This window comes from Corynebacterium sp. c24Ua_83 (genome assembly GCF_039907245.1).
Taxonomy (GTDB): Bacteria; Actinomycetota; Actinomycetes; order Mycobacteriales; family Mycobacteriaceae; genus Corynebacterium.
Window position 1 is genome coordinate 1 of the sequence record NZ_JASBOI010000024.1, and the last position, 17852, is coordinate 17852.

At 64.6% G+C, this 17852-nt stretch carries 12 protein-coding genes, 2 tRNA genes and 1 other RNA gene; 10 read left to right on the forward strand and 5 right to left on the reverse strand.

All coding sequences use genetic code 11. The annotated features are described in order from the left end of the window. Nucleotides 1-602: 602 nt before the first annotated feature. From QKE30_RS10070 to QKE30_RS10080, 3 genes are all read left to right on the forward strand, one after another. Nucleotides 603-1790: an acyltransferase gene (locus tag QKE30_RS10070; RefSeq protein ID WP_239202726.1), complete on the forward strand. Its 1188-nt coding sequence runs from the start codon at nt 603-605 to the stop codon at nt 1788-1790. Nucleotides 1791-1810: 20 nt separating this feature from the next. Next, on the forward strand, nt 1811-2866 hold the full coding sequence (locus QKE30_RS10075) for a trypsin-like serine protease (protein ID WP_239202724.1): 1056 nt from the start codon (nt 1811-1813) through the stop codon (nt 2864-2866). Between the two features lie 986 nt (nt 2867-3852). Next, a complete protein-coding gene (locus QKE30_RS10080; RefSeq protein ID WP_239202722.1) occupies nt 3853-4947 on the forward strand; it encodes a hypothetical protein in 1095 nt (364 codons plus the stop codon). Between the two features lie 46 nt (nt 4948-4993). Here QKE30_RS10080 and QKE30_RS10085 read toward each other — a convergent pair whose 3' ends face one another. Further along, entirely contained in the window at nt 4994-6115 is a 1122-nt protein-coding gene (locus QKE30_RS10085) for a prephenate dehydrogenase (RefSeq protein ID WP_239202720.1), read from the reverse strand. 40 nt (nt 6116-6155) lie between these two features. On the opposite strand from QKE30_RS10085, the gene QKE30_RS10090 reads away from it, so the two are divergent. The 5 genes from QKE30_RS10090 to QKE30_RS10110 all read left to right on the forward strand — a co-directional run bounded on the left by QKE30_RS10090 (nt 6156) and on the right by QKE30_RS10110 (nt 11951). Beyond that, on the forward strand, nt 6156-6683 hold the full coding sequence (locus QKE30_RS10090; RefSeq protein ID WP_239202718.1) for a tRNA adenosine deaminase-associated protein: 528 nt from the start codon (nt 6156-6158) through the stop codon (nt 6681-6683). Between the two features lie 228 nt (nt 6684-6911). Further along, nucleotides 6912-7340: a nucleoside deaminase gene (locus QKE30_RS10095; RefSeq protein WP_239202738.1), complete on the forward strand. Its 429-nt coding sequence runs from the start codon at nt 6912-6914 to the stop codon at nt 7338-7340. A 432-nt stretch (nt 7341-7772) separates the two neighbouring features. Beyond that, nucleotides 7773-7931: a hypothetical protein gene (locus tag QKE30_RS10100; protein ID WP_239202716.1), complete on the forward strand. Its 159-nt coding sequence runs from the start codon at nt 7773-7775 to the stop codon at nt 7929-7931. A 135-nt stretch (nt 7932-8066) separates the two neighbouring features. Continuing rightward, nucleotides 8067-8155 (forward strand) — tRNA-Ser (locus QKE30_RS10105). Between the two features lie 1033 nt (nt 8156-9188). Next, on the forward strand, nt 9189-11951 hold the full coding sequence (locus QKE30_RS10110; RefSeq protein ID WP_239202714.1) for an MMPL family transporter: 2763 nt from the start codon (nt 9189-9191) through the stop codon (nt 11949-11951). On the opposite strand, the gene tgt is transcribed toward QKE30_RS10110, so the two are convergent. Together tgt and QKE30_RS10120 are read right to left on the reverse strand one after the other, a co-directional pair. Further along, entirely contained in the window at nt 11948-13306 is a 1359-nt protein-coding gene (gene tgt, locus QKE30_RS10115; protein WP_239202712.1) for a tRNA guanosine(34) transglycosylase Tgt, read from the reverse strand. The two genes, QKE30_RS10110 and tgt, sit on opposite strands and share 4 nt — an antisense overlap. A 652-nt stretch (nt 13307-13958) precedes the next feature. Then, entirely contained in the window at nt 13959-15035 is a 1077-nt protein-coding gene (locus QKE30_RS10120) for a hypothetical protein (RefSeq protein WP_239202711.1), read from the reverse strand. A gap of 107 nt (nt 15036-15142) precedes the next feature. Here QKE30_RS10120 and QKE30_RS10125 point away from each other — a divergent pair, with 107 nt between their 5' ends. Continuing rightward, nucleotides 15143-16486, forward strand: coding sequence for a glutamate--tRNA ligase family protein (locus tag QKE30_RS10125; RefSeq protein ID WP_347934717.1), 1344 nt, complete (start codon nt 15143-15145; stop codon nt 16484-16486). A 5-nt stretch (nt 16487-16491) separates the two neighbouring features. Here the strand turns inward: QKE30_RS10125 and QKE30_RS10130 are convergent, their stop codons facing one another. Continuing rightward, a complete protein-coding gene (locus tag QKE30_RS10130) occupies nt 16492-17358 on the reverse strand; it encodes a crotonase/enoyl-CoA hydratase family protein (RefSeq protein WP_347934718.1) in 867 nt (288 codons plus the stop codon). Nucleotides 17359-17470: 112 nt separating this feature from the next. Then, nucleotides 17471-17559, reverse strand: a tRNA-Ser gene (locus QKE30_RS10135). A gap of 170 nt (nt 17560-17729) precedes the next feature. Between QKE30_RS10135 and ffs the strand changes: the two genes are divergently transcribed. Further along, nucleotides 17730-17824: signal recognition particle sRNA small type (gene ffs, locus QKE30_RS10140), an RNA gene on the forward strand. The last annotated feature ends 28 nt before the right edge of the window (nt 17825-17852 follow it).

The following is a 17852-nucleotide window of genomic DNA, read 5'->3' on the forward strand; positions in this document are numbered from 1 at the left end:
CCTCCGGGCGCACAGATTCCCCGTGGCCAGCGGTTACCCGCCGACCACGGGGGATTTCGCTTTCGCAGACTTTTGCGTTCGGGGGTTCGAAAGGTCGAAGCTCTGTAAGCGCCATAGACGGCCGAAACGGGAGCAGGGGGATACCTGACTAAGGGTGCAGAATTGCGCCCCTCATTCGGAAGGCGCTTGAGAACTGGGCATTCTGCTGCCTGGCGGGGACGGAGGTGTCCCAAATCTTCCACTCTGTTTCTATAACTATCTATTTCTGCAGGTCAGAGCCTTGCAATATTTTGCTGCAGATCTGCTTTTCTTTAAAAGTGGAAGATTTTGGACATTGCCCCTTTTGCGGGTGCTCCAGCGGCGGGAAGGGACCTGGCGGGGTGGGAAAACAGCTCGGCGGGGCGGGGAACTTAGAAGAAACTTACAGGGGGCTTGCAAATGGGCGGCAGGAAATCTTAAGAATCAGAGATTAAAAAAGACAATCGTTCCGCGTAGCGGGCCTGCTCTGGACTTGAGTATGGAGTTTGAACACTGAGTTTGAGCATGGAGTTCGAGCACTGAGTTCGAACACTAAGAATGAGAACTGAAAAGGAGACAGCCGGGTGGTTAAAACACCTATCTCTAGGAGCTCCGCGACAACCCGCGGAGACCAAGCCCTCACCACCGCAAACAGCGCTGAAACGGCAGCCGACGGAACGGCAAATGTAAAGCGCCCGCGCATCCTCGGGCTCGACATCGCCCGCGGACTCGCAATCCTCGGGATGACCTACCTGCACCTTGGTCACCCGCTATGGCAAACGAAGGTGATCCTGTCGGGGCTCCCGGCTGCACTGTTCGCGGTGATCGCAGGCGTGACCATGATGCTCATCTGGACCAATGCAACCGCGCGTACAACCGCACGTGTGACCGCGCAAGCACACAATGCAGCACAGGCGCAGATCCAGACGCCGACGCATGCTGGCACGGACCACGCAGCTCCAGAGCGTGCGAGAGCGCACAAGGCCCACACCACGCAGACCATCGCGAAGCTTGTAGCCCGCGGGGCGCTCATCACCCTCATCGGCCTGGCGCTTCTGCCCGCCGGAGGGGCGATCCAGGTCGTGCTGGTCGTCCTCGGCGCGACGATGCTCGCCACCGCCTGGGTGCCTTCACTGCCGACGGCCGCGAAAGTCGCGCTCCTGCTGATCGCCACAGCCGCCGCCACGTGGCGCTACGCCCCTCTGGAACTCCCGCTTCCGTACCCACACCTCGCGTGGGTCGCGTACATCCTGGCCGGGATGATCCTCTTCGACGTGTACGTGGGAAAGGACGGCACGGGGGCTGGTGGCGTCACAAAGATAACAACCGCAATCGCCTGCCTCGCCGCAGCAGTAGGCTTCTACCTGCGATTTCAAATCGACCTGCCCGGCTGGGCGCGCGCGACCGGGCACACGGGCGTGCTGGGCGAGATCGTGCTCTCCATCGCCGTCGCCGCCATCGTGCTGCACCTGAGCCTGATCGTCGGACGCCGCGTGCGGGCCACGAATCCGCTGGTCGCACTGGGTTCGATGGCGCTGACGGTGTACATCCTGCACGTGCTTTCGGCCCTGTGGTGGCAGACGCACGTGTCGCTGCACTCGGACCTGTGGGCGGCGGCGTTTATCGCGGCGTTCCTGGTGTTCGCGTGGGCGTGGAAGAAGCTGGCTGCCGGGGCGGCGCGGAAGTTGTTTGCAGGGCAAGGGCCAGCGGAGCGATGCGTCGCGCAGGTGGTCCGGCTGATCGCGGGGGAACGAACGGGAGAGCGAGCATGAGGAGCAGTAAGAGGAGCAGCATGAGGAAACTAGCATCACGAATGGCAGCCATCGCGGCCACGGCAGCCCTGTCCGGCGCGTGCGTGACTCCCGCCAGCGCGCTGGAATACGGCGAGCACGCACCGGACAACGCGGAGTCGCGGACGGTCGCATCACTGCGCATCGGGCGCGTCGGCAACTTCGGCGACTGCACGGGCACTCTCGTGGCCCCGCAGTGGGTGCTGACGGCGCGGCACTGCCTGGAATCCGTCTCCAACGAGGGCACGCAGGCGCGCATCGCGGGTGCTGTCTACGACGCGGATTCGTGGTCGCTGTCGCCTGTTATGGACGCCGGGCTCTTGCACCTCACCAAGCCCGTCGAGGGAGTCGAGCCGGCGGAGCTGGCCGATAGCATGCCGGGCGTGGGCGACGAGGGGAATCTCTACGGCTGGAGCAGCAGCTCGCTGATGGCGCGCAAGGGCGATCTGCCGGTGGCGCGGATGCGAGTGCGGGAAGTTCTCGCCGGGCCGGGCGCTGGTGGTTCACCAGCGCCGGCCGCGCCGGCCCCGGAGGTTTCCGGAAACTCCGGCGCGCCGAAGTCTTCCGCTTCCGTGGAAGCTGCCAGCCCCGAAGGCGTGGAGTCCGTTCCCGCCGAGATCGCCATGGGGGGCGGGGAGGTTTCCACAGGTGAGACGGGTGGCGTCATGCCAAAAATCGTCGGCGGAATCCTCGAGGCAGAGTCCCTCTCGCGCGCTGCGATGCAGGGTGGCGACTCGGGCGCGCCGTTCTTCGTCGGCGGCAAACTCGCAGGCCTCGCGACTGCGGGCACGGCCAACGGAGACCCGGACCTGCCCTCGCCGACGGGGGCCATCACTACGCTTTCGGACGCCGCAGCCTGGATCGAGGACGTCACCAGCGGGCGCGATACTTCCAGCGTGTTGACAGCGGACACCACTCCTGCCCCACCGAAAACGCCCCAGACCAGCGGAGACTACGTCGGGCGATACCTTGTGGTGGCTGCGGCCGGGTTGGTGCTGGCGTTTGCGCTGGGCCGACTCGGTCGGCGGGGACGGCTGGGAGCGTCGGAGCCGGCCTAGCCGGCGGACTGGCCTAGCCGGCGGGCAGGAAGCGTTCGCGCCGAGCCTGAACGGCGCCTGACGCCGTGCCGAGCCTGACTCTGTGGGCGGAAGATGCTCGGGGCGCGGCGGGCTTAACCGGCGTCTGGCACCGCGCTGAGCCTGGCTCTGTGGGCGGGATGTCCCAAATTCCACGTCTTAGAATATAACTATTATGTTTGCGCAGGTCAGCGGCTTGCGAAATTTGGCTGCAAACCCGCTACTTTCAATAACTCGAAGATTTGGGACATCGCTTCTCCGGAGGCTGTGGCTGCAGTGCGCCTGTAGCAAGTCCGTGGGCGCGTCGGTGGCAGGTCTGCAGGCAGATGCGGTGGGGTTGGATTTAGGTCGAAGCGCTGTAAGCGTCATAGGCGGCCGAAACGAGGGCAGGGGATACCTGAGTGAGGACGCGAAATTGCGCTTCCCATTCGGAAATTGCCCAAAATCGGGTCTTGCGGTGGCCTGGCGCGAAGGGGGATGTCCCAAATCTTCCACTCTGTTTTTATAACTATCTGTTTGTGCAGGTCAGGGGCGTGCGAAATTTTGCTGCAAACCTGCTTTTCGTCGAAAGTGGAAGATTTGGGACATCTGGGCTTTCGCAAGTGCTCCTGCCGGGACTGAAGGAGGCCCAAGCGGGCTCAAATGGGAGGGGGGTGGGCGGCTTTGGGGCGAAGCTGGAGAGGTCTATGGGGAGTCTTGCCACTGGAGAAGCAAGCGCGCCATCGCTGGAGGTTAAGAGTATTGCCGGAGGGGGTTAAGAGTCTCGACAACGGGAGTGTATGGGGCGCGAGCCTGGGTATTCCTGGCTAGACTGAACGCGATCGCTCTCGGCGGTGATTTGTCGCACAGTCGCCACGCTGCGCGGAAGTGCTGGGCGGCGGAGACGCCGCGTGGCGGAAGTGATAGGCAGCGGAGAATGCGCCGCCGAGACGGAAGAGTTCGAAGAAACAGCTGGTCAAGGAGGGAAGATGGCGAGCAATGAGCGCCCCGAAGGCGAGGCACAGGCCGCCGGGCAGCAGGGCGTTGCCGCCGGGCCCGGCGAGCCCGAAGGGCAGCCGCGGAGCGGAGGTGCCGGCGGCCGCGGCACACGCGGCGGACTCGTCGCAGGCCTCGCAGTGGGAGCAGCTGTCCTCGCCATCACGGTCGGTTTGGTGATGGGGCTAAACGGCGGAGATGGGGGCGTCACTAAGAAGGGCGAAGAGAGCGCACCCGCCGCCAACACCGCCGCCGCGCCCGACAGTAACGGCAGCGACGGCAACGACAGCACCGACGGCGCAGACGCCACCCCGCCGACCGACGAGGAACAGCAGGCGAAGCTGGACAAGCTGGCGGCGGACATCGCCGAGAAGAACAACGTGCAGGTCGGAGTGGCAATCCTCGGGCAGGAAGGCCCTCTGCACGCAGGCAAGCTCAACGAGGAAGGTGCCTGGTCGACGATCAAGGTGCCGATCGCCGGCGCGGTCGAGGAGAAACTGCGCCACGCGGAAGCCCACGGCCAGCCCGCCCCGCGCGCTGCGATGGAAGCCGACATGGACGCGGCGATCCACCATTCGGATAATGACGCCGCTTTTCGGCTCTGGATGTATGTCGGCGACGGCTCGGACCGTACCGCCTCCTACAAAGTGCGCGATTACATGCACCGCGTAGGCGACCCGACGAACGCGGCGAAGCAGTTTGAAGACGGGGTTTACTTCGGGTTCGGCGCGATTAAGTGGAAGTTGACGGACCAGGTGAAATTCATGAACGGGTTCCGGTGCATGAATGGCTCTGAGAAGGTGCTGGAGCGCATGGGGCACATCATCCCGGAGCACAGCTACGGCCTGGCGAAAATCAAGGGCGCGCAGTTCAAGGGCGGCTGGGGGCCGGAGCCGGACGGGCGTTTCATCTACCGGCAGCTGGGCCTGGTGCCCGGGTCGGACGGGGAAATGACCCCCGTGGCGATTATGGCGATCCCCAACGATGGGTTTGAACCGACTGCATGGGAGGGCGTGGATGCCCTGGCGAAGGGCCTGCCCGACGTGCTGGAAGGCGCCCCGCCGGCGAAGACAAAGGACGACTGCTAGCGCGGGCGCCGCTGTGCCCGCGGTTTGGCCGCGCGGCACCCCGGCGCTAGAATATGCCGATCTGCGCGCCCATGGACTCCGCCGAGCGAAGCTGATCCAGCCAGCCCGGCGCCCCCGGCCGCACGCGGATAATCGGCCGGTTGGAGGCATCGCCCTTGTTGCGGCCTGCCCGCGCCTCGAAGCGCCCGCGCGCGGCGTGGCCGTCCTCGGCAAGTGTTTTTAGGGAACGATCCGGGTGGGCGATATCCTCCCGCGCAGTCTGCAGCAGCTCGATGGCCTGGTCCAAGGCCTCCAGCACGGCGGGGCGGTTGTTCTCCACCATCGCGCGCACCAGGTCCGGATCCGTGCCAGCCACGCGCGTGCCGTCGCGGAAACTTGACGCCGCCAGGCTCAGCGCCAGCGGACCTCCACTATCGCCGGCGACTGCCAGCGCCTCGGCGAGGATGTGCGGCAGGTGGCTGACACGCCCCACGGCACTGTCATGCCGCCGTGCGATGGCGGGGATGACCGACGCGCCGACCTCCTCGGCCAGCCCGACCACGCGCACCCACGTATCCAGCCAGCGCTTGCTGATCGCGTCGGCATCGGCGCCGGGAGCCTCTGCCGCGCTGGAACTTGCACCTGCGGACGCGCCTGCCGCGCCGCCCGTGCTTGCGCCAGCCCCCGCAAGCTCCCGCGCGTTGTCATAAGTCACGACCCAGACGGCACCCCGGAACAGCCCGTGCATCGTCGCCTGCCAGCCCGAGTTCGCGGTGCCAGCCATCGGATGCCCGCCCACGAAGCGATCGGACATGCCCTTCGCCTCCACGAGGTCGTGTACCTCCTGCTTCACGCTGGTCACGTCCGTAAAGCCGCAGGTCGGGGCGTGCTGAGATATGGCGTCAAGAAGAAAAGACAGCGCGGGCATCGGCACGCCAAGGATCAAGAGCGCATCGGCCTCCTCGGCGCGGCGGAGCGTTGCCTCCAGGTCAGCCGAGACGTCGTAGCCGTCGCGGCGCGCGCGGGTGACGGTTTTCTCCGACCGATTCCAGCCGAATACGGGCCAGCCGGCGGCCTGCGCATCGCGCATCAGCGAGCCGCCGATCAGCCCCAGACCCAGGATGCACAGCGGACGGCGGTCCTCGGGGAGGGTGCTCAGGCGGTAGTCGGAAGAAATTTCGTGGCTCACGCTACCCAGTGTTCCACAAAGCCGACTAGCGTTGGAAGGCATGAGCACCGACAGCTTCGATAACGGCAGCAGCGACGGCGGCGACCTGACCTTCGCAGTCTCCGCCATCCGCACCGACGGCCACTGGCATCTGCGCGAACTCCCCACCCGCGCGACGGAAAGCCTGCCCGACCTCATCGCGGAGTTGCGAGCCTCGCGCGCGGAAGGCCCGGTCGTGGGGTTGCTGTGCATCGAGGACGACTGGTCCGTTGTGCTCCGCCCGGTGCCGAGCGGCGTGCGGATCTTACTTAGTGACGCCACCGCCGCGTTGGACTACGACATTGCCAGCGAGGTGCTGGACACTCTGGACATTGACGAGCCTTCGGAAGAGGAGGCCGACGCTTCGGACGACCCGTGGCCCGAGGGCGACTTCGACCTGCTGGAGGATCTAGGTGCCAGCGAGCAGATAATGTCCATCATCTTCTACGACGATGACCTGTACGGGGCGGAGCAGGTTCTGCGCGTGGCGGACGAGCTGGGATTCGCCGACGAGCTGGCGGACCTGGTGGGCGTGGAGCTGGAGTTCTAGCCGGTGGGGGTGGAGGACGCGCCGGGGGCGCGGGGTGCCGCCGGCGGGCGGCGCCGCGTGGGCGGCGCCGTGCCCGGGCCGGCTGAGGCTCGCGTGGGCGACGGGGCTGAGGCGTCCGGCGAGGTTGAGGCTCGCGTGGGCGGCGGGGCTGAGATGCGCGGCGGGGCTGAGGTGTGCGTGGGCGACGGGTTGCCGCAGGTCGCCGGGGATGCGCGCGCGGAAGCGCTGATGCGCCGCGCCTTGGAGATTGCCGCGGAGACTCCAGCCGGAGACGTTCCCGTCGGAGCTGTGATTCTCGGCCCGGATGGCCGGGAACTCGGGCGGGGCGTGAACCGGCGCGAAGCCGACAATGATCCCACCGCACACGCGGAGATCCTCGCCATCCGGGAAGCCGTGCAGGAGCTCGGAGACGCCTGGCGGCTGGAGAACTGCACGCTGGTGGTCACTCTGGAACCCTGCGCCATGTGTGCGGGGGCGCTGGTCGGGGCGCGAATTGGCAGCATCATCTTCGGGGCCTACGAGCCCCGCACCGGGGCGTGCGGCAGCGTCTGGGACGTGCCGCGGGAGTCCCCACTGCACTGGGCGGAGGTCCGCGGAGGCGTGCTGGCCGGGGAGTGCGAAGAACTGCCGCGGCAGTTCTTCGCCCGCCTGCGCTAGGCGCGCGCGAGCCCGCGCTTGCCCGCCCGCGCACTCACGCCTTCGCCGGCCGGTGGTGCTCGAACGCTGGAATGCTCCGCGACTGGAGCCCTCCGAGCATCGCCGGCGGAGCAGGCGCGAGGCCTTCTTCAAATCTTCCGGCCAGTCGCCCTTCTGGACACTCTCGGCGGATCAGCTGCGAGGCCCCAAAGAGGAGTGAGGATGCGGAGGATGAGGGGGCGTCATTAAGTGTTATAGAAAATTAATGAGCGGTGCTGAACAGTGCTTTTGCGAGTGGAATGGGCGTCTGAGGGCTGGGGAGGCGGCTCGGCGGTGGCGAGGAATCCAGAACGAACCTACGTTGGAAATTGAGCGTCCTGGTCGTACGAATGCTGCGGCTAGGGCGCACAAGTTAGAACAAAGTTAGCGACTAGAAGACACAAGGAGAGATCAATGGATCTGAACAAGGCAAAGGATCTGGCAGGCGAGCACCGCGACAAGATTCAGGACGGTGCCGACAAGGCCATCGACAGCAAGCTGGACGGCGACAAGGCTGACAAGGCTAAGGACGGCCTGAACAAGGGCATGGACAAGGTCTTCGGCGACAAGTAAGGCTGAAACCGCTAAGGCGGGGAGCCCGCTGCGAACTGGTGGAGGTTCGCGGCGGGCTTTCGCGTGTGTAAGGCAGGGTTTTGTTGCGAAAATGCGGGGGTGTTACGCTAGTACGAGTCTGCAATCGCTGACTATGGTGGCGTGTCCGAGCGGCCGAAGGTGCTCGCCTCGAAAGCGAGTGTTGTTAGTAGCAACCGAGGGTTCAAATCCCTCCGCCACCGCCAAAATTTTTTACCGCGTGCTGTTTTCCGGTTGAACATTGGGATGGCGCGCGGTTTTTGCGTGCGCGGGGGCTTGGGTTCTGGTGCGCGGGGTGGGCGGCTGGGTGCGTGGGGCTGGGAGTTGCGTGAGCGAGATGTGCGGACGGGTGTGTAGGGCTGGGAATGAGGGGCGCTGGGGCGGGGATGTCCCAGATTCCACGTATTAGAATATAACTATTCGATTTGCGCAGGTCAGAGGGTCGCAAAATTTAGCTGCAGATGTACTACTTTCAATAACTCGACGATTTGGGACATTGAGCCTCGGGGCAAGGTGTCTGCGGCCGGAGATGGGCTGGTTTTGGCGAAGTTAGAACGCTCTGCCGGAGGGGTGTGAAAGAGGGTGAAGCGTTGTAAGCGTTGTAGACGGCCTAAAGGCGGCTGGGGGATACCTCAGTAAGGGTGCAAAACTGCGCCCCGCATTCGGGGAATGCGCCGAAAGGGTACTTGGAAGGCGTGGTAGGCGGTTGTGGGCATGGGGAGGTGTCCCAAATCTTCCACTCTGTTTTTATAACTTTCCGTTTCTGCAGGTCAGAGGGCTGCGAAAATCTGCCGCAAACCTGCTACTCGCCGAAAGTGGAAGATTTGGGACATTTGCCCTTGGACTGGGTGCGCTGCCGCCTGCAGTTGGCTTGTGGTTGACCTGGAGTCTGCCCGAAAAGCGCGCTGGGAAGTCAGGGCGCGCCCGGGAAGGTAAGGCCTGCCCGGGGGCAAGATCCAGCCCGGGGAGCCAAGGTCCACCCGGAAGCTTTGGCAACACACGTCACAACTGTCACAACCCACCTGGGCTTTTGGCTACTGTAGGATGTATATTTCGAGAACTGTCTGCGTTGTGGGAAGCATCCCGTGGGTGACGTCCGCCCAGCAGGTGTGCTGCCCAAACATTGTCACAAACGCAACACAGCACGAACGCAAACCTCAAGACAGAGCAAAACGCAAGACAGCACGAACGCAAACGCAAGGTCCTACACACACTCAAAAGCCGGCGGAAGGTCAACCAGTGGCGAAAATCCTGTTTAACCTCGGACGATGGTCCTACCTGCACAAGAAGCGGGTGATCGCCGCCTGGTTGCTACTGTTCGTCGGCATCGCGGCAGCAGCGCTGGGATTCCAAAAGGGTTTCAACGATATCTTTGAAATCAAAGATGTGCCCTCCACGCACGCCACGGAAATGCTCCAAGAGAAATTCCCGGGCACCAAAAACCCCGCCGAATCCACCGACGTCAACATCGTCTTCGGAGCCCCCGAGGGGAAGAAACTCGAAGACCCAGAGTTGATGGCGGCAATGGATGAGACGGTGGCGTCATTAAGAAATAACGTGCCCGACTTCAAAGAGGGCATGCAGTTCGGCAACCCCGTAGAGCTCAACGACAAGCTGGGCAAAATGCTCGTCGACCAGATGACGAAGCAGGGCATGCCCGAAGCCACCGCGAAATCCGACGCGGAGAACCTGCGGATGTACTCCGCCGACGGACGCTACGGCACCATGAGCTTCAGCTACGACGTGCCGCTGCCCGCCGACGTGACCGACGAGGATCGGCAGGCGGTGTACGACGCGATCCAGATCTCGCGCGACGCCGGCATGGACGTGGAGGTCGGCGGCCCCGGCTTCGGCGACCCCATCGCCGTCGAGCCGATCTCGGAGATCGCGGGCGTGGTGGTCGCGCTGATCATCCTGTTCTTCACGTTCGGTTCGCTGCTGGCGGCTGGGTTGCCGCTGGCTACCGCGATCGTGGGCGTGGGCATTGGCGCGCTGGTGACGGTGGGTGCGACGGCGGTGCTGCCGCTGAACTCCATCACGCCGACGCTGGGCCTGATGATCGGCCTGGCCGTCGGCATCGACTACGCGCTGTTCATTATGTCGCGCTACCGCGACGAGCTGCGGCAGGGGCGGTCGCGCCCGGATGCGATTGGCCTGGCCGCGGGAACTGCGGGTTCGGCGGTGGTGTTCGCGGGCCTGACGGTGACGATCGCGCTGGTCGGCCTGCGCCTGGCGGACATTCCGTTCCTGTCGTACATGGGTTACTTCGCGGCGGTCAGTGTGATGGTCGCGGTGGCTGTGGCACTGACGTTTTTGCCCGCGCTGCTGGGGGCGTGTGGCTCGCGGGTCTTTCGTAAGGACGCCACGTTTGGCGCTCAGTACGCCTCCGCCCTCGTGGGGGAGGATGCGGCGCACGGGTATTTCACGGGTGGTCCGGCGGGGCGCGGGCGTGCGGTTCGCGTTGGCAGGGATGACGTGGCTGGCGGGGCTGGCGCTGAGGCTGGCGACGGGGCTGGCGTGGTTGACGCTGGCGAGGATGAAAGTGTCGGCGCTGAAGCTGCGGCCGGCGCGAGCGCTGCGCGCGCGGTAGCGCGCGGGGAGCATCAGCGCGCGGGCGACGGCCAGCACAAGCAAGGCCTGGCGAGCCGCTGGATCAGGCTGGTGTACAGCTTCCCGGGAATTTCCATTGCGGTGGTGATGCTGGTGCTGGCCGCGCTGACTCTCCCGGCGCTGAACCTGCAGCTTTCGCTGCCGAATGACAAGACGTCAAACGTGGACTCCACACAGCGGAAGTCCGCCGAGATGCTCGAGGCGGGCTTCGGCCCAGGCCGCAATGCTCCGTTCCTGGTGGTCGTCAACGGCGAGAACGCAAGCCCGGATTCGCCGGCGCTCGCCACCTATATCCAGGGTCAGGCGGACGCGCGGGGCGCGGGAGACTCCCGGGCAGCTGAAGCTGAGGGCGGAGATGCCCCGGACGCGCCGGGTGCGGCGCCCGGCCAGGGCGCAGAAGGCGCAGAGGCGGGCCAGGGCGCTGGCGACAAGACCAAGGCCGCGGCGCAGGCGTCATTTATCTACGCGATGGAGAACCTCGGCAGCAACATTCATGTGAAGCACGCGCAGCTCATCGGCCAGAGCGAGGATGGGCTCGCCGCGCAGCTGCTGATCACGCCCGTCGGCGGCCCGACCGAGGAGAGCACCGCCACGCTCATCCACGCGCTGCGCGGGCAGCAGAACGTGATCGAACAGGAAACCGGCGTGGACATGGGCATCACTGGGCTGATCCCCATCCAGCAGGACGTCACCGACCAACTGTCGAACGCTATGCCGATATACCTCCTGCTGGTCGTCGGGTTGGCGCTCGTGCTGCTGCTGATGATCTTCCGTAGCATCACTGTGCCGATCATGGCGGCACTCGGATTCCTGCTCTCCGTCGGCGGTGCCTTCGGACTGACCGTGCTGGTCTGGCAGGAAGGCTGGGCCGGGCTCTGGAGCTCGCCGGGGCCGCTGATCAGCTTCATGCCGATCTTCCTCATCGGCGTGACCTTCGGGCTCGCGATGGATTACCAAATGTTCATCGTGTCGCGCATGCGAGAACGCTTCAAGCACGAATCCTTCGAGGCCGCGAAGACATCCACGTACACGCCCGTCGAAGACTCCGTGGTGTTCGGCTTTGGCATGGGTGCGAAGGTCGTGACCGTGGCAGCGCTGATCATGATCGGCGTGTTCGCCAGCTTCATCTTCCAGCCGCTGCCGTTCGTGCAGATCTTCGGCTTCGCGCTGGGCGCCGCCGTGCTGTTCGACGCCTTCCTCGTGCGCATGACCTTCATCCCCGCCATGATGGTTCTGCTCGGCAAGGCCACCTGGTACATGCCCAAGTGGCTGGACCGCATACTACCGACCTTCGATGTTGAAGGCTCGCAGCTGGAGCGCGACTTCCGCTCCGGCGAGATCCAGCGCTTCGACGACGACGGGCGCGCGCTGGAGCCGGCGGAAGCGCGCTAACCCAGCCGCTCCCGCCAGGTCGGGCCGTAGTAGCGCCCCATGAACTCCTCCCGGAACTCATAGAAACGCCCCTGCTCCATGGACTCGCGAATCCGGTCCACCAACCCCACCATGAAATGCAGATTGTGCAGGGTACACAACGTCCCGGCCAGATACTCCTTCGCCTTCAACAAGTGGTGAATATAAGCGCGCGAATAATTCTCCGAGACATAACCGCCTACTGCGGCGTCAATAGGAGAAAAATCTTTCTTAAACCGCGCACCCATAAGATTCAACCGACCTTCCAGCGTGTACACGCCACCGCGGCGGCCCAGGCGAGTCGGCGCGACGCAATCGAACGTATCCGCGCCGGCCTCGATCGCCGTGAACAGGTCATCCGGCTCCGAAATGCCGAGTAGGTGGCGGGGCTTATCCTCCGGCAGCTCCTCGGCAACCCAGCGGACGATCGTGCCGAGGTTCTCCTTCTCCAGCGCGCCGCCGATGCCGAAGCCGCCGAAACCGCGGTTGCCCTGCGCCTCCGCCTCCTCGGATAGCTGCACCAGCCCGCGGGCGGCCTGCCTGCGCAGATCCTCGTACTGCGCGCCCTGCACCACGCCCCACAGAGACTGCAGCGGGCGGTGCGTGCGCAAGTCCGTGAGCCGCTGGTGCTCCGCCAGGCAACGGCGAGCCCAGCGATGCGTGCGCGCGACGGATTGCTCCTGGTAGGGGCGGGTATTCGCCAGCGTGGTGAGCTCGTCGAACGCAAACATAATGTCCGCGCCCAGCTGGTGTTGGATCTGCATCGACACCTCCGGCGTGAAGCGGTGCTTGCTGCCGTCGATAACACTGCGGAAATCCACGCCGTCCTCGTCGACCACGGCCATGCGCTTCTTCTGCTGCTGGATGATGTCCGCCTCGCTGCGGCTTTTCGTGTCCATGGCCAGGACTTTCTTGTAGCCCACGCCGAGGCTCATGACCTGGAAGCCGCCGGAGTCCGTGTACGTCGGCCCGTGCCAGTTCTCGAAGGCTGCGAGTCCGCCGCCCTCGTCCACGATGTCCGGGCCCGGCTGAAGGTACAGGTGGTACGCGTTGGAAAGCATCGCCTGCGCGCCCGTCGACCGCACCTGCTCGGGCGTGAGGGTCTTGACCGTTGCTTTCGTCGCCACCGGGATGAACGCTGGGGTGTGGATGTTCCCATGCGGAGTCTTTATGACGCCCGTACGCCCCAGCCCGCCCGCGCTTCCGTTCGCTTGCCCGCTTGCCTTCCTACTCGCCTGCCCGGCCCCCTGCTTGCCTGCTGTTTCGTCCAGGCGGGAGGTTACCTCGAAGGATAGGTCTGCGGCGCCCGCGCTGGTGTTTCCCTGATTGTCGGCCATGGCGCCCTATTTTATCCTCCGCTTCCGCCGGCGCCCCTTTCACGCGGCCGGTTTCCCCTCCCACACCGCCGATTCCTTCTCCCACGGCGCCGATTCCCTCCCTCGCATTGCCGAGTCTCCCTCCCGCTCAGCTGACTCCCCACACCCATTCCTCCCCATTCCCATGCCCAGGTTCCCACACTGTCACATGAGCCCCACTGGCCCCACCCTCTATTCAGGCCCGCTAGCCAAACGCTTCCCTTCCTCAGCTGATGCCACATCAGCCCCACTGGCCTCAAAGCTGCCGTGCGCCAGGGTGGTCTAAAACGCAAATGTCCCAAATCTTCCACTTTCGGCAGATAGCAAGTCTGAAGTAAAAATTTATACCCTTTTTGACCTGCGCAAATAGAAAGTTATAAAAACAGAGTGGAAGATTTGGGACATTTGGCTGCCTTGGTGTCGGAAATCTTGCAATACGGTGCTAGCGCGTCAGGCTGATCGGCGCATCCTGAACCCTCTCGGCGCGAAGAAAATCGCTTAAATGGGCTTAGAATCGCCCTGCCGGATTTGGCGTCTTCCATGCCGACTCGATGTATGCCTTACCGGCGAATTTACTCCTGCGCCGACGCTATTCTTCCCCCTTAGGAAAGCAATTACCTCCTGCCAGGAGCTGCTATTCCCACGCCGGAACACCTCCCCGGTAGTTGGTGGCGGGGAACTCGAGGCCTTGCTGCGTCATTTGCTTATGAATCCTGCAGATGTCCGCCACAGCACTCCCATCGCGGAAGTTATCGCGATCCACTCGGTAAATGCGCAGGCCCAGGTTCTGCAGTTTCCGCTCGCGTTCGCGCTCGCTGAGGATCTGCCGCGCGGCGAAAACCTCTTCGTTGATCACGCTGCCCGTGCCCAGCGTGAAGCTGGCGCCAGCCTTGGCCATGCCGGGCTGGTATTTCCCCTGACCGTCATACTCGATCACCAACCCGCAGGGATAGAAAAAGTCCACGCGACCTGCGAAGTAACCCTCGTAGTGCAGCTCCACTTGCTGCAGGGGTGCAGGCAGTCCGGCTTCCCACAGTTTCACTTTCAGCTCGGATTCTCGTGGGCTCTCGGATGCGCCGTTGATCAGTCGAAGAGCTTTCGTGACCTCGCTGAAACCTCGTAGGTTCAGCGCTGATTGAAGGTATTCACGAACTTCTGCAATAAATACTTCTGCTGCATCGCTGCCGTACTTCGTCTGAACAATCGACTCTGCTACCACGACTGCATCCGCCACGCTATGCCACCGGGCTAGGTCGATTATTGAGTCGTGGATGCCGGTTAGGCGAATTTCGCGCGGACCGTTGGCGGTGGTGATCAGTATTTCTTCCGTTCTCCGCCACGAGCCAGCGTGCAGTGGTCGGATGATTCGATTGTCGGAAACCTTGCGAGTTCCCGTCGGCGGGTAGTACCCGATCTCCGCGTTCGGGTCCGCCCGCCCCGCGATCGGCAACCCGTGCAGCAGCGCCGCGGAGCGACCGCACAGCACACCGTTTGTGCAGCTCAGGCCGTGTGCGATCGCATGGAGGCGCACCTTTTCGTCTCGCGGCAGCGCATCCCAGTGCACCCGCTCGGCGTAGATCCCCGGCGCAATCTTGTAGTGACGCCGCCCGCGCGCCAGCCCTCGCCGCGCACCGCTCGGAAGCTCTTTCGCCTCGATGAGCAGCGTTGTTGTTGTCTTTTCTTTGTGACGCCCCCACGCCAACGAATTCACATTTCCCCCATACGTTGAGCTTTCCCCTTGGCTTCAAAGTATTGCAGAAAAGTAGTGCAGATCCAGGGGTAGCCTTGCCAGGGATACCGGAAGTAGGAGGCGACGGCATGGTGCGAGCAGCGGAGCAGATGGAGGCCGCGGGCGGGGATAAGTCTGCAGCGGAGCAGGCGGGGGAGCCGGGCGGGGAGCGGCGCGGGGCGGGGCGGTACGCGCCCAGTCCCTCGGGGGATCTGCACCTCGGGAACTTCCGGACCGCCGTGCTGGCATGGCTGTTCGCCAAGCACGAAGGGCGCGAGTTCCGGATGCGGATCGACGACATTGATGCTCAGCGCTCGTCGGAAGAAAGTGCAAAACAGCAACTACTGGATCTTGCCACTATGGGGATTGGGTACGAGGGGAGGTTGTGGCGTCAACAAGAGTGCTGGTCAGAGTACGAAAAAGCGCTACAGGCCCTGCGAGAGAAGGGACTTGTGTACGAGTGCTACTGCTCGCGGAAGGACATCGCCGAGGCGGTCCGCGCGCCGCACGCCGTGCCGGGCGCGTACCCGGGAACGTGCCGCGACCTGGGAGAATCGGAGCGAGAGGCCAAGCGCGCGGAATTGGCGGCGCGGGGGCGAGTGCCGGCGTTGCGGCTGCGCGCGGGCGTGGACGAGTGGGAAGTGCGCGAGCGATTCGCCGTGGGAGCGGATGGAACGGGAGCGGACGGCGGAGGCGCGAGCGATGGAAGCGCTGGCGGGGTGTACCGCGGGGCGGTGGACGACATGGTGCTGCGGCGCGGCGGGAACGCGCCGAAGGCTGCGGGGGTGCCGAGCGGCAGAGCTGCGGGAGCGCCGAGCGGCGGAGATGCGGGAGCGCGGGGCGGCGGAGTTGTAGAAGCGGGCGGAGGCGCGGGGGCGCCGGGCGGCGGAGATGCCGGAGCGCCGGGCGAGCCGGTGAACAGGGACTACGCCTACAACCTGGCCGTGGTCGTCGACGATGCGCTGGCCGGGGTGGGGCAGGTTGTGCGCGGGGACGACCTGCTGAGTTCCGCTCCGAGGCAGGCGTATCTGGCTCACCTGCTGGGGTTGCCGACGGTGGAGTATGTGCACGTTCCGCTGGTGCTGGGGCCCGACGGGAAGCGCCTGGCGAAGCGGGACGGGGCCGTCACGCTGCGGGACTTCTCCGGCGGGGCGGAGGGGATGCTGCGGTGGATCGCGGAATCACTCGGCGAGGCAGTGGACATCTCGGCTGCAGAGGCGATGGCAGTGGAGGCCGGCGTAGCTGATGCGAATGCAGTGGGTGCGAGCTCGGTAGAGATGGCTGGCGAGCCTGAGGCGGCGGAGGCCGCCGGCGCAGGAGGCGCGGAGGCAGCCGGAGGTATCACGCCCGCCGCACTGCTGCCAACCTTCCGGCCCGAACTACTTCCTCGCGGGCCCGTCACCTGGCGCCCGGAGGACACTCCCGCAGACTAGCTCCTCTAGCGCACCGCGCGCGGGCGGAACTTCGGTGGGAGCTTCTTTTGCGCGGCCTTCCGCGCGATCTCGGCATTCTTGCTCACCAGCAGGCGCGCCTGGCGCAGGCGCTCGCGGGCGAAAGTCCGCCGCTCGCCGGACTCCCACGTCTCATCCACCAGCTTCTTCGCCAATGCCACCGAATCCGGCGAGCGTTCAATGATCTGCCGTGCCAGCTCCTCCGCCGCAGCCAGCGGATCCTCCACAGCCTTGGCCAGGCCTAGCCCCGCGGCACGCTCCCCGGAGAAGATCTCCCCGGTCATGGCCAGCCGCTTCACCTCGTCAATCGGCAGCAACTGTTTCAAGGACATGATCCCCGACATGTCCGGCACCAGGCCCCATTTCGCTTCCAATACTGACCAGTGGGCGTCATTGCTCGTAAACCTAAAGTCCGCACCACAAGCGATCTGCACGCCACCGCCAAAGCAGTAGCCTTCCACCGCGGCAATCACCGGGAAGGGGAGGCGACGCCACGCCCACGGCGCCTCTTGGAATGTGTTTGTGCCGCGCAGGGGACGCGGGATGAAATGCGAAAGCATGCGCGGCGGGCTTTTCAGCGTATCTGCGAAGTCGAGGCCGGCGGAGAAATTGCCCTCCGCGCCGGAGAGGATGACCACGCGGACGGAGCGGTCGCGGCGGAGCGTGTGCGCCGTGGAGATCAGCTGCTGGAGCAGGTCGATCGTCAACGAGTTCAGCTTGCGGGGGCGGTTCAGGCGGACGTGGACGAGGCCGGGGATGGATTCGGAGTATTCCGTGGTGACGAGCTGGTCGGTGCCGGGGGCGGTGGGAGCGGAGGGGGTGGTAGGAGAGCCGGGGGAGCTGGTATCAGTCATGCCTCTCAACCTAAGGCACGGCGGACAGCGCGGGGGTGAGATTGGGGAAAAGCAAAACCGGCGCCGGGATCTTTTCAGATCACCGAGCGCCGGTTGCTCACTATGTGAGATTTGGCGGAGGATGTGGGATTTGAACCCACGAGGGATGTGACTCCCGCACGCGTTCCAGGCGTGTGACATAGGCCGCTAGTCGAATCCTCCATGTCGAACGGTAAAACACACGGAAAAGCCGTGGCTTCGACGTACTCATGAAAGGGTACACAACGCTGCCTTTAGATTCCAAATCCGGTGCTAGGGGTTGGAAAGTGGGCGTCGATAAATAAGAAGCAACGAGCCTTTGGAACAACGAGCGCGCGTGGGCTAGTATGGGCAACGGATTCCGCGCGGCGTGTATCTTGTGAACTCCCCCAGGGCAGGAATGCAGCAAGGGTCAACGAGCTCTGACGGGTGCGCGGGGTCCCCTTTTTTATGCCCAAACGCGCGGGGCGGGGCGG

Excerpts from the sequence above, each read along its gene's own strand:
- QKE30_RS10080 (WP_239202722.1), top strand. The coding sequence starts at position 3,853 with ATGGCGAGCAATGAGCGCCCCGAAGGCGAGGCACAGGCCGCCGGGCAG.
- QKE30_RS10125 (WP_347934717.1), top strand. The coding sequence starts at position 15,143 with ATGGTGCGAGCAGCGGAGCAGATGGAGGCCGCGGGCGGGGATAAGTCT.
- QKE30_RS10130 (WP_347934718.1), bottom strand. The coding sequence starts at position 17,358 with ATGACTGATACCAGCTCCCCCGGCTCTCCTACCACCCCCTCCGCTCCC.
- QKE30_RS10095 (WP_239202738.1), top strand. The coding sequence starts at position 6,912 with ATGCGCCGCGCCTTGGAGATTGCCGCGGAGACTCCAGCCGGAGACGTT.
- QKE30_RS10075 (WP_239202724.1), top strand. The coding sequence starts at position 1,811 with ATGAGGAAACTAGCATCACGAATGGCAGCCATCGCGGCCACGGCAGCC.
- QKE30_RS10090 (WP_239202718.1), top strand. The coding sequence starts at position 6,156 with ATGAGCACCGACAGCTTCGATAACGGCAGCAGCGACGGCGGCGACCTG.
- QKE30_RS10100 (WP_239202716.1), top strand. The coding sequence starts at position 7,773 with ATGGATCTGAACAAGGCAAAGGATCTGGCAGGCGAGCACCGCGACAAG.
- tgt (WP_239202712.1), bottom strand. The coding sequence starts at position 13,306 with ATGGCCGACAATCAGGGAAACACCAGCGCGGGCGCCGCAGACCTATCC.